16 protein-coding genes and 1 pseudogene are annotated in these 14,480 nt (G+C 57.4%); 7 read left to right on the forward strand and 10 right to left on the reverse strand.

The features are described from left to right. Window positions 1–539: 539 nt before the first annotated feature. Window positions 540–995 carry a hypothetical protein gene (locus HCN50_RS15520; RefSeq protein WP_171710014.1) on the reverse strand — a complete coding sequence of 152 codons (456 nt, stop codon included), beginning with the start codon at window positions 993–995 and terminating at the stop codon, window positions 540–542. A gap of 536 nt (window positions 996–1,531) precedes the next feature. Here HCN50_RS15520 and HCN50_RS15525 point away from each other — a divergent pair. Beyond that, window positions 1,532–1,909, forward strand: coding sequence for an H-NS histone family protein (locus HCN50_RS15525; RefSeq protein ID WP_171710676.1), 378 nt, complete (start codon window positions 1,532–1,534; stop codon window positions 1,907–1,909). Window positions 1,910–2,082: 173 nt separating this feature from the next. On the opposite strand, the gene HCN50_RS15530 is transcribed toward HCN50_RS15525, so the two are convergent. From HCN50_RS15530 to HCN50_RS15540, 3 genes are all read right to left on the reverse strand, one after another. After that, window positions 2,083–2,349: a hypothetical protein gene (locus tag HCN50_RS15530; protein ID WP_171710518.1), complete on the reverse strand. Its 267-nt coding sequence runs from the start codon at window positions 2,347–2,349 to the stop codon at window positions 2,083–2,085. Window positions 2,350–3,472: 1,123 nt separating this feature from the next. Continuing rightward, on the reverse strand, window positions 3,473–3,892 hold the full coding sequence (locus tag HCN50_RS15535) for a hypothetical protein (RefSeq protein WP_171710519.1): 420 nt from the start codon (window positions 3,890–3,892) through the stop codon (window positions 3,473–3,475). Between the two features lie 370 nt (window positions 3,893–4,262). Next, window positions 4,263–4,976, reverse strand: coding sequence for a sugar transferase (locus tag HCN50_RS15540; protein WP_235976977.1), 714 nt, complete (start codon window positions 4,974–4,976; stop codon window positions 4,263–4,265). A gap of 375 nt (window positions 4,977–5,351) precedes the next feature. Between HCN50_RS15540 and HCN50_RS15545 the strand changes: the two genes are divergently transcribed. Next, a complete protein-coding gene (locus HCN50_RS15545) occupies window positions 5,352–5,534 on the forward strand; it encodes a hypothetical protein (protein ID WP_171710520.1) in 183 nt (60 codons plus the stop codon). Between the two features lie 686 nt (window positions 5,535–6,220). Here HCN50_RS15545 and HCN50_RS15550 read toward each other — a convergent pair. The 5 genes from HCN50_RS15550 to HCN50_RS15570 all read right to left on the reverse strand — a co-directional run bounded on the left by HCN50_RS15550 (window position 6,221) and on the right by HCN50_RS15570 (window position 10,452). Then, entirely contained in the window at window positions 6,221–7,147 is a 927-nt protein-coding gene (locus tag HCN50_RS15550; RefSeq protein WP_171710521.1) for a CsgG/HfaB family protein, read from the reverse strand. Window positions 7,148–7,247: 100 nt separating this feature from the next. Continuing rightward, the gene (locus HCN50_RS15555) at window positions 7,248–7,544 is read right to left on the reverse strand and encodes a curli assembly protein CsgF (protein ID WP_171710522.1); all 297 of its coding nucleotides are present in this window, start codon (window positions 7,542–7,544) and stop codon (window positions 7,248–7,250) included. Window positions 7,545–7,798: 254 nt separating this feature from the next. Continuing rightward, the gene (locus tag HCN50_RS15560; RefSeq protein WP_171710523.1) at window positions 7,799–8,299 is read right to left on the reverse strand and encodes a hypothetical protein; all 501 of its coding nucleotides are present in this window, start codon (window positions 8,297–8,299) and stop codon (window positions 7,799–7,801) included. Beyond that, on the reverse strand, window positions 8,284–8,673 hold the full coding sequence (csgH, locus tag HCN50_RS15565; RefSeq protein ID WP_171710524.1) for a curli-like amyloid fiber formation chaperone CsgH: 390 nt from the start codon (window positions 8,671–8,673) through the stop codon (window positions 8,284–8,286). Before csgH ends, HCN50_RS15560 begins: the two co-directional genes overlap by 16 nt. Before the next feature lie 60 nt (window positions 8,674–8,733). Further along, entirely contained in the window at window positions 8,734–10,452 is a 1,719-nt protein-coding gene (locus tag HCN50_RS15570) for a beta strand repeat-containing protein (RefSeq protein ID WP_171710525.1), read from the reverse strand. 834 nt (window positions 10,453–11,286) lie between these two features. Between HCN50_RS15570 and HCN50_RS15575 the strand changes: the two genes are divergently transcribed. Genes HCN50_RS15575 through HCN50_RS15585 form a run of 3 tightly spaced genes read left to right on the forward strand, consistent with a single transcriptional unit; the run spans window position 11,287 to window position 12,615 of the window. Next, entirely contained in the window at window positions 11,287–11,772 is a 486-nt protein-coding gene (locus tag HCN50_RS15575; RefSeq protein ID WP_171710526.1) for a hypothetical protein, read from the forward strand. Next, window positions 11,753–12,172, forward strand: a complete 420-nt coding sequence (locus HCN50_RS15580) for a helix-turn-helix domain-containing protein (protein WP_171710527.1) — start codon at window positions 11,753–11,755, stop codon at window positions 12,170–12,172. Before HCN50_RS15575 ends, HCN50_RS15580 begins: the two co-directional genes overlap by 20 nt. Next, window positions 12,169–12,615 carry a hypothetical protein gene (locus tag HCN50_RS15585; RefSeq protein WP_171710528.1) on the forward strand — a complete coding sequence of 149 codons (447 nt, stop codon included), beginning with the start codon at window positions 12,169–12,171 and terminating at the stop codon, window positions 12,613–12,615. The genes HCN50_RS15580 and HCN50_RS15585 overlap by 4 nt, the downstream gene beginning before the upstream one ends. Window positions 12,616–12,638: 23 nt before the next feature. On the opposite strand, the gene HCN50_RS15590 is transcribed toward HCN50_RS15585, so the two are convergent. Further along, a complete protein-coding gene (locus HCN50_RS15590; RefSeq protein ID WP_171710529.1) occupies window positions 12,639–12,983 on the reverse strand; it encodes a curlin repeat-containing protein in 345 nt (114 codons plus the stop codon). A gap of 44 nt (window positions 12,984–13,027) precedes the next feature. On the opposite strand from HCN50_RS15590, the gene HCN50_RS15595 reads away from it, so the two are divergent. Further along, a complete protein-coding gene (locus tag HCN50_RS15595) occupies window positions 13,028–13,915 on the forward strand; it encodes an invasion associated locus B family protein (RefSeq protein ID WP_235976978.1) in 888 nt (295 codons plus the stop codon). A gap of 262 nt (window positions 13,916–14,177) precedes the next feature. After that, window positions 14,178–14,246, forward strand: a pseudogene (locus tag HCN50_RS34780) (hypothetical protein); the annotation flags it as partial. Window positions 14,247–14,480: the final 234 nt, after the last annotated feature.

Raw genomic sequence — 14,480 nt, forward strand, 5'->3', positions numbered from 1 at the left:
GTCCTCAGGGATTGGCTGTGGAATTCCTCGTAGTGGTGGGTGGTTTAAACGTGGCGCTCATCGTCGCGGTGTTTTGCAGCGCCAGATCGTATTTTGAGAAAGGCCGTCGAGCTGGCACTGAGGAAGCCACCCGTGAGCTCACCAGGGATTCAACTCCCACTACCAGCTTAAAGATCAAGCGGCGCCTGAGCGTGTCGCAAAAGCTTTGGAAAGACTAAAGGAGGTCGCCAGCGGATCTTGGCAACAAGAGAGGGGCCTCGCGAAACGGTATCACGCTCAATTGTGGGTATTGGGCGATGCCATCGGCGAGGCCTGCTGGATCAGTGGACACGCAGCGGGAGTGCGAAGGAAAGCGCCCGCGCCAGGAACAATCCGCATCGATTTACCGATTTTGCGGCGAGGCTGACGCGCGGAATGGCGCAATGGCAGTAAGCAAGATCGAGAGCGCAATTCCTTCGAAGGAGGCCGTTCGACGATCTCTCAACTCAACTCCAGCGACGCCATAGGCTGATAGGGGATTGGTGGCAGGTAGCACCAGCTCAGTTCAAGGCTTCGTAAGGACGAACGGCCGGACGGTCTTGCTGGGAAGAGAGATCGTCGATGGAGGGTACGATTGAGGGCGCGTGCTGCAACTGGCCGTAGTTGCCCGTTTCCATCTGCTTGAGCTCGTCCAAGAGAGCAAGCAGACGCGGTGGTAGCGCCGATACTTCGGGCTTCAATATTTGACCGAGCCGTTCACCGATCTCGTCGCAAATCGCGCGACAATGCATGTGGTCCAGTTCAACGAAACCTGGAGCTTTGCGCCGGGGCATGTCCCACCTCGATCTAATAATTAGATTCAATATTGCGGAACTATCAAAAGCGTAAATTTCAACGTCTGTTTGGCGCGCTGGTGAAGAAACCGTAAATTTTTCATGGATTTGGCGAGGATAATGGGTGATCGAGATTAATGTTGCTATTCTTGCGGCGACCGGCCGATTGGAATCTGGCAGCACAGTTTTGCTGAGTCCTGATCAAGTGGTCAGCTTCGATCCACACGATCTGGCTATCGCTCGTTGTTAGCCGATCTACCTACCAGCGATCGGCTTCAATCTCAGATTGATATTCGAGTCCGGCTCCTGAACAACCTGCGGCGGGTTCGGTTTTATCTTTGTCAGCACCTGGATGAACTTCTGGCGCATCGCTCAACCTGTTCTGGTAGCCGGCCGGCGCGGCGCAAGAACCTACACGCACTCAGCAACAAAGGGATCGGGCGCGCGCCGACCATAGTCGCAGAGGGTGCGAGTCAAAATTGGCCGTCGAGGGGCTTCAGAACGAACTTGGCTCTTTCTGGATCGCGCGAAACACTACGATCACAGCGCCGTGGCCCGGTCTGCAACCAGAAATAGCTGCCGGCCCGGTCGTTACCGGCTTGACCCTGTCGCATCCAAAGGCGCAGACTGCGCTGACAGGGAGGGTGCGAACGCGGTTGAACGTCGGATAATAGATTATATGTTATCGTAAACGCGAATCGGAAAAATTGTTGGAACCCATGGAAAAGTTGGAACTTGAGGCGATGCCTCTTGATGATCTGTGGTCTCTCCACGAGCAACTCACCGCAATCCTGTCCAAGCGGATTATTGCGGAGAAGCGCCAGCTTGAAAACCGGCTGGTCCAACTCAATCGCGGAAAAATCGCGCAGGCATCGGTTGCCGTCGATGTAAAATCAACCAAAGCAGGTCGCAAGACTCCTCGGCGCCACTATCCCAGGGTTTTCCCAAAATACCGGAATCCGGCGGTGCCATCCGAAACCTGGTCCGGACGCGGTAAACAGCCCCGATGGCTGGTTTCCGCTTTGAAGGCCGGTGGCAGGATCGAGGATTTCAAGATCCCCAGTGCACAGCAGGGCAAGGTGAGAGCGCTGCGTTGACCCGAGCCTAGGAAAGTCACTTCGGCCTCGGACATCAAATCTCTAGCAGAGCGCGAAGACCTTCCGGCTCCTATTTTAACTTGCAGTTTTGGCGGTTAGGCGGGCTGCCCGGCCGGTCCCTAAGCGTTTTGGCGAGCGTGCTTGGCGCTACCGGCTGCCTAACGGCTTTGAGCCTAAACACGTTTGGAGGGTACGAGGTGCAGCCGCGAAAGAAGCTGGCTCAGGAGGTCGCGGCTGGTCAGCCCCATCATGTAGCCGCCCTGAAGGGCGATCGGCGGAACGAGAATGGCCAACAGCGCCCCGGACAGGGTTTGGCCGTGCGACGCGGCGGCAACACCGCCGGCAATGATTGTGGCCAGCGTGACGGGGACCAGGATCAAGACGTTGCAGTAAACACCAAAGAAAACCCCGACCAGAAAGGCAGCGATTAGCAGTTCCACCTGAGCCCCCTGGAGCCTGATCGCGGTGCCCAGAATTGTTGCACTGCGATACAGGCGAATTTAATCTGGCAGCCATTAACGAAGGGTTATTTAACGAATGGCTTTTTAGGTGCTCCGTACCCTTTGACGCAGTGAGGCTGGCCATAACGGACGGGAATGCCTCCCGCTAGGATCCGATGTCAGGCGCATGAGCGTGACGTAGAGGGACCGTTAGCGGTGATTGCCTGGCGTTTCCCTGCGGGGCAGTTCCAACCTTCTTTCGACCATGGCTTTGCTTCGTCACGATAGGCCCGTCAGGACAGCGGCGGACGTTACAGCCCGAGAGTGCAGGGACGTGGCACCAGACGCGGGTCACGCTCGCCTTGTCTGCGTTGAAAGCCAAGCGCAAACCTGCACCCGGCCAGCCAAGATAACGCGCCCAAGCCGGCTCCGATTTGAGGCAAACGGCAAAGGCAGTCTAACTTGTCATTGTCTCAGAAAAGGCCTGAAGCTAGGATCGGCATTTAGAAAGCTCAGGAGGCTTCAATGCGGAGGGGCTTTGTTGCGGCCCTGGCGGTGGCCCTGTCATCACCGGCGGTGTTGGCGCAGCAGTCGCCCGTGACGCCAGGCGGCGTAATAGGCCATCCCCCGCCGCTTCCCGGTCTTCCGCCCGCAACTGAACCACAGCCGACGGCGGCGCCATTCAACGCCGCTCCAGCACCCCAGGCAAGCCAATCGCCGCCCAACGGGGCACACGCGCCGCCTAGTACTCCGCCAGCTCCATATTCTGCCGGCACATTGCCGACGGTGAGTAGCGGTCCAGGATTAGCCACGGTAGGTCCGGATGGCGTTTCAACCAAGATCGTAAAGGCCGTGCCGTGCGGACTTGTCGCACGCGAGACTGACGGATTTACGACCTGCATCGGGATCCCTGAAAAGCAGCCAAAAACGAAACGCAGGTAGCTGCCACCTTTTCAATTCCTTGATCCCAAGCCCGACCGAGATGGAGCCAAAAAGCAGTCCAACCCAATCCAGTTTTTTCGGCGGCAGATCAGTCCAGTCGTTCCCACTGTGATGCTGGCTGCGCGGCGATAGACATGGGGGAGAATCCAATCCATCGCGGCATTCGCTTTTGAGAACAGCGCTAGTGAGACTTAGGCTGTCGGTCGCGCGATTGAGCCGGTGTCGTGTTTGCCAGGTTGAAATCGGGGAACCTGGTGAGGAGTGCCGTTCTTAAGAACTGGAAGTGGCCGATGGTTTGCGCAAGCTCGCTTAACCGTCGCTGCCCGTTAGCAATCTCGGCACCGAGGTTGTCCTGATTCCGGCTATCTTCAGCGTCACGCGTGAGATATTCGTCCGTGTCATTCCCAAAAGTAACCGCAGCTAGTGCGAGTACTTCGTCGACGCGTGCGGTTAGGCCAGCGTGCTCGGCCTTGGCTGCCTGAAGTGCATCTTCGATCGCACGAAAGATCGCTCCAGCTCTGAGACGATCCACTTCGAGGTCCCGCTCTGGAGACCGCGCCTTGAAGTTGATGGCTGGCGCACGCGTGAAAAATCGAAACATTGTCGCAGATCCTCGGATATTCTGAGGGGATCGACGAACTCTCGCCGATTCGACCAGAGTAAAGTACCACGAAGCTATAGCAGAAAAGGTCGGTACCTTCACGGCAAAGAAACGGGTCATCGCCGCCGAGGATGCCAGGTCGCTGCGCGGCGACATCACGCAAGCGGCGTGATCACTAGAAGCCGCTCCCGGAAGGCAGCTTGAAGCTCCGCTATCCGTTCCGAAACGCTCGTTGCGGGGGTAAAGAAAATTGGTCGCCTTCAGACCCGCTTCATTGATGTTATCAGGTTCTCGCGGCGCGATGAGGCAAGCAATCCATCGTTGTCTTAGATCGCACCTGATTGCCAAATCCAAGCTTCGATGGATTTTATCACTTCTGCTCTTCTTTGTGCGTGAAGAATCTGTCGAAGAAAATCGCTCCTGGCCGCACCGATGTCGGCTCCAGCATGGCGAACAAGGTTGAAATCGTGATCCTGGCGTCCAACAACAGCGACCAGCCCTTGGCATAAGCGCAATCGCAGCTAACTCGCTCGCTATACCTCGCCTGGCCGGTAACCCGCCAAAGTCCAGTAATGCCTGGCCTGCACGCCAGATAGGCCGCTGCTTCATCGGCATAATGATCGATTTCGTCATCGCTGATGGGCTGCGGGCCCACGATGCTCATGTCACCCCGCAGCACGTTGAAGATCTGCGGCAGTTCATCGAGACCAGCCTTGCGAAATACGGCCCCTAAACGTGTGACGCGCGGTTCATCCGGTCTTTTTTCGGTTTCACTTAGTTCGCGGGCAGCGGAATCCGCGCTCAAGCAACGGTGTAGCCGGCGAGTTGATTTCGATGCCGAGGTCTCGAATTTCAAACAATCAAAAGCACGACCGCGGAAGCCGACCCTCCGATAGCGAGCGATAATTGATCCTCCTGAGGCCAGGAATGTTCCGGCCGCACAGAAAACAAGGAGCGGTAGCAAAAGCCCGATCCCGCCTGCCGCGACAATGATGTCAATCAACCGTTTGATCGCTCCCCCTACAGGCGCAACGCTCGCCATCCTGACACTCGCGTCGGAGGTTCGTTTGGCCATTTCCGACATTAAAAGTCGCCCCACTCAAAAGTATTGGCCGTCAAATGATTTAAATGTGCGATCAGGTTGAATACCTTATCGCATCGCATCATTTGGGCAAGGCGATTATAAGGCGTACAGGCGTCTTGTCTTGGCTCGGCGCGAAGCTCTTGCGTTTGCCGGAGAGGAGTGTCGACGAAGAAGTCGACATGCCGGCGTGGTCATCTGGCCCCGGACGTGAATTGATTCATATGCCCGTCACGACACTCGACTATCTTGGCCGGCTCAAGCTAGGGCAGCGGAGCGTTCATCTGCAGACGAAGAGCCGATATCTGAACCTAAAACAAACTTAAGCTTACTAACGGCTTAGGTCGCCAACTTTGGTGTCCGAACCGGATGGATCAGATGCAACAGATCATTTCCAAGAAGGCCGAAGATGCCGGGATCGATTGTGGTCTTGCCGAGCAGTATGCTGAAATCCTGCGTCTAAGAAGCCGGGTCCGGTGGGCGGAATTGGCGCGAAAAAGCTTTCCCCGTCGGCGTACCGTTCGGAAACATCCTGGCGTCGATCTAACCAAACACAAATGACGTTCGCATGCTCGAGTCGCGTGAACTCGCTGCGATGTCAGCCGGTCTATGCCGGATGGATAAATTTTGATCCGCTTGATTGGCTTTCAGCGATAGCGGCCGTAGATCGTGCTGCTCCACCACGTAGCGCGCCTTATAGGCGTTCTCGAGCTCCAGCACTTCGAGTGTGAATTCACGGCCCGGGCGTGCTAAGAAGGCATGCAGCGACGTGAACTATGGAGTCGCGTCGACAGCGGTTATTCGCATGCTGTCGCTTGCTTCGGCAGCGCACATGATTTTGCTTTGGAAATTTGTTTCGTACGTGCGCCTTCTTGGTTGCTCAGGTTTGATATCCAACGTCAGTAGGGGAAAGGGAGCTTAGGATGAAAACAGGGCAGTTAGCGGTCTGCGTACTGGCCGTTCTTGGAGTTTTATCTCAGTGGGGATCGGCGGACGCTCGCGAGCGAAGGCTTGGCTCGGAAGCGAGGGTCGAGCAAGCGCATGGAAACTTGCCGCCGGGCGCAAAAACGATCGATGGCGGAGGCAAACCGCTGAAGGGCGCGCCGGAAGGCGGAACCGGTGCCGGTGCTGCCACAAAGACAGGTCCTACGGCGCCGGTAACCTGCAATCAGCAAAACGCATCCTCGCCGGCTTGCTATAGCGCGACCCAGCAAGCACGTCCTATTGCGCGATGAGCCTGCTCAGGGTCAGTTTTTCGTAACCACCACCGGCTCGGCTACCGGAGCCGCTGCGACCACATTGACAGGCGCCAGGGCCTTCTGGTGGATATCGAGTTCGCGCATAAACGCGGCACCGGCCGCCGGATCCCTGAACTCCCAGAGGTTATTCTTCACGCCTTCGAAGATGAGGGAGTAAACGGCGAGCTGAACACCTTCGCGAACGGCGAGCGTGGCGGGGGAGTTCTTCGTAACGCCAATATCGGCTTGCAGCAGTGCGTCGACTGCTGCGAACTGGAAGGCATTGCCGCCGACGTTCACGGAATAGATGATCTTCGTGGTGGTAACTGACGCCAACACGCGCCCAGTCTGCACACTGACGGCCCTAAGCGCCACGGTGACGATATCCTGGCGATATGAGACGTTGCCGCCAATGCCGAGATAGTTCGCACCTATGCCGCCTGTGGTTTCGTTAGTATCGAATCCGATCACGCCGCCATCAAGAAGCACGCCAGCAAACCGCAGCGGCGGCAGGCTTTGGGCCTTGCTCCCCATCAGTGCGGTGCGCGTATTCTGAATGATTTGCCGTTCCTGCAGCAGCGATTGAAGGTCGGCGCGTTCGGCGACATCGAACCACGCCCCACCGCCGGCCTTGACCAGAACATCGGTGAGGATGGAGCTGCCGCCTTGAGTTACGGCACGCGAAAACTCGGCGAAATTGTCATTCGATTTATTCTGGCCGGTCAAATCTGGAAAATTGTAGACCGCCACGTCGAGCTTCTGTTTTGGGGGCGGAAGCGATTCCAGGACCAGGCCAGTCTTGGTCGCAGGCACAAGGGTTGCAGCCGGAGTCACGGGATCCTTGGCCGTACCGGTAAGCGCACAGCCGCCCCCCGCTAAGGCAAGGAGCGACGCCAAAGCCAGCCTGGCACCGAGACAAATCAAGTTAACCCCCATGCACGGAACTGGACCCGCGCGCCAACAGGAACGGCTCAACCGAGGCTATTCCGCAAGTGAACGAAGCAATGGCGAAAGGAAGACCGCGAAATGACCGGACTTATGGATTCGTCGGAATGGTCGTCTGACCATTGCCGCCGATAATGATGATGGGCTGCCCGCCGCCGTTGCCGATCCCGCTTAGAGCGTTGGTAAGCCCCGAAAGATCGGGACTCTGCTGACCGGACTTGGTGCCATTACCCTGAGCCTGGGCGGTGGAGAGCAGGAAGTTACCATTCAACGGGTTGCCGCCGAAGGTGGGGCTCACCGGGCGATAAACCTGCTCCGTTGCAGAAGCGGGAGCCGAAAGGACGATGCTCGCGACCAAGCCGGTTATGGAAATCAATAATCTACTCACGGCAATCTCCCACCAAAAAATTAAATCGATCAAAAACCTGCCTAAAAGTAGCAAAGGCCTGCATGTAAGGCTATTGCCCACCGGCAACACTGCGATGTTATCTCGACGGCCTCACTAATCTCTAAAGCCTGGATTTTTCCCGAATGCAGGGCTCTCCGGCAGTTGGGCGATCATTATCAATCCGGACAGAAAGCCTGGCTGCAGGAAAACTGAATTGACCCATGTTGCATCTCCTCCAGAGAAATTCGAATGGATTATCGCTTGATCAGCAGCGCGCCATTGGGAAGCCGCGCGATCAGCACGTTGACCGGCGCCGATCCGTTCGGCTGGATCACGCCCACCGAGAGGCCCTGCGTGTTGATCAGGCCGACGTTGGACTTCAGATTGTTGCCGGCCTGCAGGACGCCGACGCTGTTAGCGTAACCCTTGATGATGCCGACGTTCGAAACGTTGCCGGCGCCGAGCTGCGCCTGGAGCACCTTGTTGTAGGCGCCGATTTCGAGCGTGCTGGCGAAATTGCCGCCGCTGGCTGGCGCGGCTAGTTCAGGCGCGGCCCGCAGGCTGCCGGTCTTCGGAGCCGTCCAAGTCGGCGCGCCGCCGGTCGGCGCCGGGTTCGGCGCGACGGGGAGGGCGAGATTGCGCCCCTGGTAAGCCGCGGTCGCCTGCTGAACGAAAGCGCCTTCAGCAAGCGCACCGGGGCTGGGCAGGATCAAAATGGCTAGGTAGGTGGCAATAGATTTTAGGGCGAGACGCATGAAACGCTCCCGAATTCCTTTGTGTCCAGTGTCAGCCGGGCTCGGTAGTGACCGCGGGCAGATCCGTCCAAAACAACTGTGGTCAGTATGGCATCCCGATCGGTATCCAGCGCAAACGCTCCGCTCTGGACGTTCTGGCTGGTGCCGGTCGAGCTCTGCTTGAGGATCTCGAAGCGATAGGTCCCGGTCGCAGATTCCCGACCGTTCGCCACCGCCTCAAGCCGAAGCATATCGTTCTGCGGTGTCACCCGGATCTGACAGCCAATTGTCATTGTCGGCCCAGCCCCGGACGAAAGCTGCGCCCGCGTACAGTTGAAAAAAACAGCAACGGCAATTGCAGATCCGGTGACGAAGGTCGTGCGCAGGCCCGACATGCTCGTCATCCCCTGAATGAAAGGGCAACGGGGGATGAAATCCCGTCGCCCTCTCTGGGCTTACTTCTGGACGGTGATCGCCGTGTTGTGCGAACCGAACTGCGCCGTCACCGACGTGTTCGACACGGCCGCGCTCGCAACCTGCGAGGTCAGCGCGGAGTTGCCGTTGCCGACCTGGACAGTTGTCTGCAGGTTGGCGCCGATCATCGGCTGCAGACCAGTATCGCTCTGGCCCACGATTGCCTTGTTGTTGGCGCCGAACTGGGCAATCAACGACCCGTTCACGCCAACGTTAAGCGGGTTGGCAATCGACTGGCTGGTGACGGCGGAATTCTTCGCACCGGCCTGAATCGTGAGCGAAGCGTTCGTGCCCAGACCAGACTTGGAGCCCGTCTGACCGGTCGCAGCGGTGTTCTTGTAGCCGGCCTGCAAGGTGCCCTGAACGTTGCCACCGTTGACCTGGCCAACGATCGCGTCGTTGCCACCGCCGAACTGCGCGATCGCCGAGTTGTTGGAGGAGGGGAACAAGCTACCACCAGACTGAGCCGTCAACGCGCTGTTGCCCTTGCCGACCTGCAGCGTCAGCGCATTGTTGTCGACGCCGCCAAGTGCGAACGGTATATTGAACGGTCCAGGCACAACGATCCCGCTCGCATCCTGCCCGGTCGTGGCCTTGTTGCCCTTACCAAACTGGAGCGTAGCAGCCGAGTTGTCGCCGCCCGACGCCGAGTTGAACCAACCGGTTGAGCCCGTTGTGGTCTGCGAGGTCAGGGCCTGGTTGCCGTAGCCGCCCTGCAGAGTGAACGCGCCGTTGGTGCCGCCGGTATCAGTGGCCGACTGGCCTGTGATGGCATTGTTGTGGGCGCCAAACTGCAGCGTGCCCTGCGTGTTGTTACCTCCGAGTTGACCGACCAGGGCCTGATTGTACCAGCCGAACTGACCGACGAACGAGTCGTTCGACAGGTTGGTGTTCACGCCTTTGCGCTGGCCGTCCTGCGAAACGCTGGCAAAATTCTTGCCGCCGAACTGAACGACTCCGGAGTTGTTGTCCACGCCAGCTTTGGGATTGCCACCCTGGCCGTTGTTTCCTGTCTGTCCGCTGCCAACCGAGTTCTGACCGACGAGAGCAGTGTTGCCGTAGCCGTTCTGCAGGATGCCTGAGGTGTTGTCACCGCCGGTGCCACCCTTCTTGCCGTTGGACCCGTCCGTCGAGCCCGCCGAGTTCTGCGACGTGGCCGCGTTGTTGCCCCAGCCGAACTGCGCGGTGGTCGAATCGTTCTTACCCGAGTTGTGCTGGTTGGTCTGCTGACCCGTGATCGACGCGTTCTTGCCGCCGACCTGCAGCGTGGTCGAATCATTGTTGCCGCCGTTCTGTCCTACAAGCGAGTCGTTCTTGTAGCCGAACTGCGCAGTGCCCGAATTGTTGGTCTTGTTGCCGGTGGCGCCGCCCTGTGAGGTGACGGCGTTGTTGCCGACGCCAACCTGAAGCGTGCCCTGCGTGTTGTTGCCGCCGTCCTGGCCGACGAGCGCGTTGTTGTGCGCGCCGAACTGGCCAATGCCGGACTGGTTGGTCTTCGAGGGTGAGGACGGGTTGTTCTGCGAGGTGATCGCGGTGTTCTTCTTGCCGGCCTGAATCGTGGCCTGCTTGTTGTTGCCGTTGGTCTGGCCGACAACGGCGCTATTCGATGCGCCGATCTGCGCGACAAAAGATTCGTTGCTCGCCGCAGAAGCGAGCGACGTCGTCGCCATCAGAAATGCAATGGTTGTTAAATTTCGCATTTGGAAATCCCTCGTTTCCCATTGGTGGCACAGCGACCATCGCTGCCCTCCTGGGCGGGACTTAACCCTTTCTTAAGTATGCTCCGCAAGTGCTAAGGCAAATTTTACCCTAATGTTCGTCGTTTAAATTCTGTGATGGCCATGTTCAGTCGCTGGGGATGCCATTCAACCTTCAGTTGGAATTAATGAATTTCGATTTGTTGACTTATATGTCGACATAACTGCCGTTGGCGCGAAGGGCGCGGTTTGTTGACATTAATGTCGACAAGCAAGGATGTGCTCATCTCCAATGGATATCCGGGAATCGATCGTCGATGCCGACGAAAGTTGCGGTGTGCCGAATCATCGTCCGGCTACCGACCGGTTCGCTTGCCCATCTGAGAAATCACCGCGCGTGGATTGCTATCGTCGATCTGCTCTTCAGGAGTCGCCAATTCAGGATTTCTGTTTTGGCCTGCCGTGGAGAGGAGGCGAGAAGCACATTGCTTCTCCTAGCACGCATCGCATGTGAACGCCGGCCCTCAGTCTTGGCTTCGGTTCTGTGCTCTCTTCGAGATCGGCGATGACCGATCTCGGCTGTAGTAATGGTCTAGGCCGTCCCGGTGGCCGTGAACCCATTTCACGCGGCCAGACGCTGTGCGCCTGACTGGTTGCAGTGCGGCAGATGCTCCCGTCAAACCCGGAATCTGTGTCTTCAGTGCCTCAGGTGCGAAATTTTAGGGTTGCGCGCGGCCGGGCCGAATACCATTGTGACGTTCGGGAATACACTTCGAGCCGCATACCAGCCTCGATGGATCAATCAATTTATGACCTCAGAGCGGTTGTAGACTTAGTATGTCAACGATCGAAGATCTCGTCGCTGCGGGGGCCATTTCAAGAATCGAAGTGGAATTGGACGGCCGCGAACAAGCGCAGCGCCTGCTGTATGGAACGCCTGATTTTATTGAGTGGCTTCGTAAACTGGTAAACGGCTCTGAAGCCGAAGGCCGCCTCGGGCAAGCGACAGCGGCAGAGCAAATCGACCAACTCTTCCACCTATTTCTAAGCGGCGGACCTCTTATCCATACCCGCCAATTTCGATATATTCGCGCCGAAGAAAATGCTGTATGGGAATTGAAGACGCCGGATATACGCATCTTCGGCTGGTTCATGAAGCGAGATTGCTTCGTTTGCGTTTTTGGTGATTGGGCTGATAGAGTTAAAGACCACGAGCTTTATCGTGGCTATCGAATTGCAATAAGAAGAATCCGTCGGCAATTGGGCGTTGATAATACTTTATGTGTTCAGGGGGTAGATCCAGGTGACGTCCTTTCAGTTTGATATTGGAAGCCGGGCGCGTAATGCCGGTCGATTCATTGGTCGCGTCAGGAACGAATTGCTGAGAGCGCTCTCAGAGCGGAAAAAAGATCGGAGGCTTTCGCAGCAGGAGCTTGCGAAGAAGCTCGAGGTTCATCGCTCGCTCATTAACCGGCAGCTCTCCGGAGAAGCAAATCTGACACTGAGGTCACTGGCGGATCTCGCGTGGGCGATGGATATGGAAATCTCATTCGAGCTCAAGAAGCCGGTGGCCGAGGCGGGGCAGAATCAGCCGGTGACCACGTCGACGATCGGCCACGGCCAGATCAAATATATCGATGGCGGCCGGCGAGGCACGTCACTTTGTCAGAAGCTCGTCGCATCTTCGCTTGTGCCGGGCGAGGCAACGAAATCTCTAAGATGAGACGTTACGGCTATTCCATTTTCTGCGACGACATTCGAAGTGAAGCTGGTGGCAAGCTCAGTTTCATCGGCTGTTACAATGCGGTCATGATGACGGAGCAGAAATTCCCGCTGGTCCTATCCAAGTTCTGCATTCATTTCCACGTATTCTCGCCGGCAACGCAGCCCTACACATCTGTGACGGCTCGATGCTATGTGCCCGGCGAGCCGGAGCCGATTGCCGAAGAGCCGATCGAGGTGCCCGGACTGTTGGACCAGCAGAACCTGCTGGATAGTCTGCCGAAAGATATCTCTGTCCCGCCCTATATCGTCGTGGCGTCGAGCCTGGTGTTCTCGCCGCTGGAGATTCGGGAGCCGGGCCTGATTCATATTCGTGTTGTGATCAATGCAGGGCCGGACGAATTGCATCTGGGCTCGCTGCAGGTGGTATCCGCCTCGACGTAGCGAAGAATGAGGAGCTCGAAGGATCAGCGTCGCTGATTTACGATGGCCTGATTTCCCGTGCCCTGCTGGACGATTGTGGACAAGTTGTTTCCGCCGGTCTGCGCAACCATTGCAAAGTTGTTCGTCCCAACCTGTGTGACGGAAGAAACGTTGGCGTTGGGCGGCAATGTCGTCGGCCCAGCAGCAGCAAATGCGTTAACCTTGACGGGCACAGCAATCTTCGCGGACGAGACCGGCTCTTTCGGCCATTCGAAATTGCCGGCTGGCTGCCGGGCTCCCCCAATCTGTGAAACAAAGGCTTCACCCGCCAAGCTGGGCGTGTTGGCCGCGGTCAGAAGGGTCGCGAGAACGACAATATGTGTGCGCATTCTACTCACCTGAAGAATGCGTATTTTCTACCGTATTCTTCTTAATGACCCGTGACCCCGCAGCCGCCGATCGGTTCGACAAACTTTGCAGGAGCAGGGAAGCCGGGGGCTGGCGCCTGCGTTGGGCCGGCGATATCTTAGGCTTCTTTTGTAGTCATATCCGCTCAGCGTTTTTGCAATTGGCCGAGCAACGGATCAAAGGCTTTTGTGTTATGCGCGAATTCGTAATGCCCAAGGCTTGCATTAAGACTCATATCAAGGCTCACATCCTTCTTGTTGCATTTGCCGCCGTCTTTTGCGATGCGGCGCCGCTTCATGCCCAAGACAGGGCTGGTCCGGTTGAGCCCAACGCCGTTTTCATTCCGCAGGCGCAACCAAGGCAAGCCAAGAGCGCGACGGCGCCTGCGCGCCGGCCTGCGCCAAAAGCAGCCGGGCAAGACCAGGCACAAGCGACCGTAGCGGCACCTGGTGCGCGAGTCGGCGCATTGCCGAATGGTGCTTCCGCAATCAGCGAAATATATGGCGACTGGACCTTGAATTGCAGCACCGACAAGGGAGCGAAGGTTTGCACGCTGAGCCAGGCGCAGGTCAATAAAGAGGGACAGCGAGCCTTTGCGATCGAGCTGCGGATTGCAAAAGAAGGCGCGAGCGAGGGAACGATCTTGATGCCGTTCGGGCTCAAGCTGGATGCCGGGGTTATCCTCAAACTGGATGACAAGGATTTGGGGCACGGGCTGCGCTTCTCGACTTGTGTGGCGCAAGGCTGCCTGCTTCCCATCACCTTTCCGAGTGCTGGCATGAATGCAATACGGAACGCCAAGGCCTTCGCGGTAGGCGCACTCAGTGTGAGCAATGGTCAAGCTGTTACGTTCAATGTATCTCTCAATGGTTTTGCGGTTGCGGTCGATCGCGCCATTCAGCTAGCGAGCTGATAGTTGTCAGAAGCAGAATGGTTGGAAGCAGGCCTGTGGTTCAGGCGAGATTACCGATACCGCCGCACAGGACACCTGCAGCATGATGGTCAGAGACAGGGTTAATCTGTTTTTCATCTGAGATGCGTGAGCTGGGGAAGCGCCTTGCAGCTTCGGCGCGAGAATAGGACGCGCGATGTTCGACTGAATCGACGGCTGTGCTTCGCGAAAGACGTAGATACGCGCGCTTTAACCGAAATATCGAAATCTCAGCGGGCTTTCAGAAACCTGGTCAGATCGCGGCAAGCAACCGCGTTGGCTGGGGCCACTCTCAGGACCGGCCGCAGGATAGAAAGTTCACGATCAGCAAAGCTGAGACAAAAACGCTCGCCAACAGCGTGTCTGAGCGGCTGGGGATTTTTGACCGACATATTCGGAGATTGCTGACGAAACCGCTCGGCGCGATGCTCATCATTACCTTGATTGCGACGGCCATGGACGTCCCCATCTTGAGGCGAGCTGCGTGGCGAATGCCGCCAGTTGTGTAAGTCGAAGCGAGGCATGCTAAGGCGGCTTTTGAGAAGAT

Source organism: Bradyrhizobium archetypum, from assembly GCF_013114835.1.
GTDB lineage: Bacteria > Pseudomonadota > Alphaproteobacteria > Rhizobiales > Xanthobacteraceae > Bradyrhizobium > Bradyrhizobium archetypum.

Coding starts and splice junctions, on each gene's coding strand:
- HCN50_RS15585 (WP_171710528.1), top strand. CDS start 12,169: ATGAGACGTTACGGCTATTCCATTTTCTGCGACGACATTCGAAGTGAA.
- HCN50_RS15525 (WP_171710676.1), top strand. CDS start 1,532: ATGGAAAAGTTGGAACTTGAGGCGATGCCTCTTGATGATCTGTGGTCT.
- HCN50_RS15535 (WP_171710519.1), bottom strand. CDS start 3,892: ATGTTTCGATTTTTCACGCGTGCGCCAGCCATCAACTTCAAGGCGCGG.
- HCN50_RS15575 (WP_171710526.1), top strand. CDS start 11,287: ATGTCAACGATCGAAGATCTCGTCGCTGCGGGGGCCATTTCAAGAATC.
- HCN50_RS15595 (WP_235976978.1), top strand. CDS start 13,028: ATGACCCGTGACCCCGCAGCCGCCGATCGGTTCGACAAACTTTGCAGG.
- HCN50_RS15590 (WP_171710529.1), bottom strand. CDS start 12,983: ATGCGCACACATATTGTCGTTCTCGCGACCCTTCTGACCGCGGCCAAC.
- HCN50_RS15545 (WP_171710520.1), top strand. CDS start 5,352: ATGCAACAGATCATTTCCAAGAAGGCCGAAGATGCCGGGATCGATTGT.
- HCN50_RS15560 (WP_171710523.1), bottom strand. CDS start 8,299: ATGCGTCTCGCCCTAAAATCTATTGCCACCTACCTAGCCATTTTGATC.
- HCN50_RS15550 (WP_171710521.1), bottom strand. CDS start 7,147: ATGGGGGTTAACTTGATTTGTCTCGGTGCCAGGCTGGCTTTGGCGTCG.
- csgH (WP_171710524.1), bottom strand. CDS start 8,673: ATGTCGGGCCTGCGCACGACCTTCGTCACCGGATCTGCAATTGCCGTT.
- HCN50_RS15570 (WP_171710525.1), bottom strand. CDS start 10,452: ATGCGAAATTTAACAACCATTGCATTTCTGATGGCGACGACGTCGCTC.
- HCN50_RS15540 (WP_235976977.1), bottom strand. CDS start 4,976: ATGTCGGAAATGGCCAAACGAACCTCCGACGCGAGTGTCAGGATGGCG.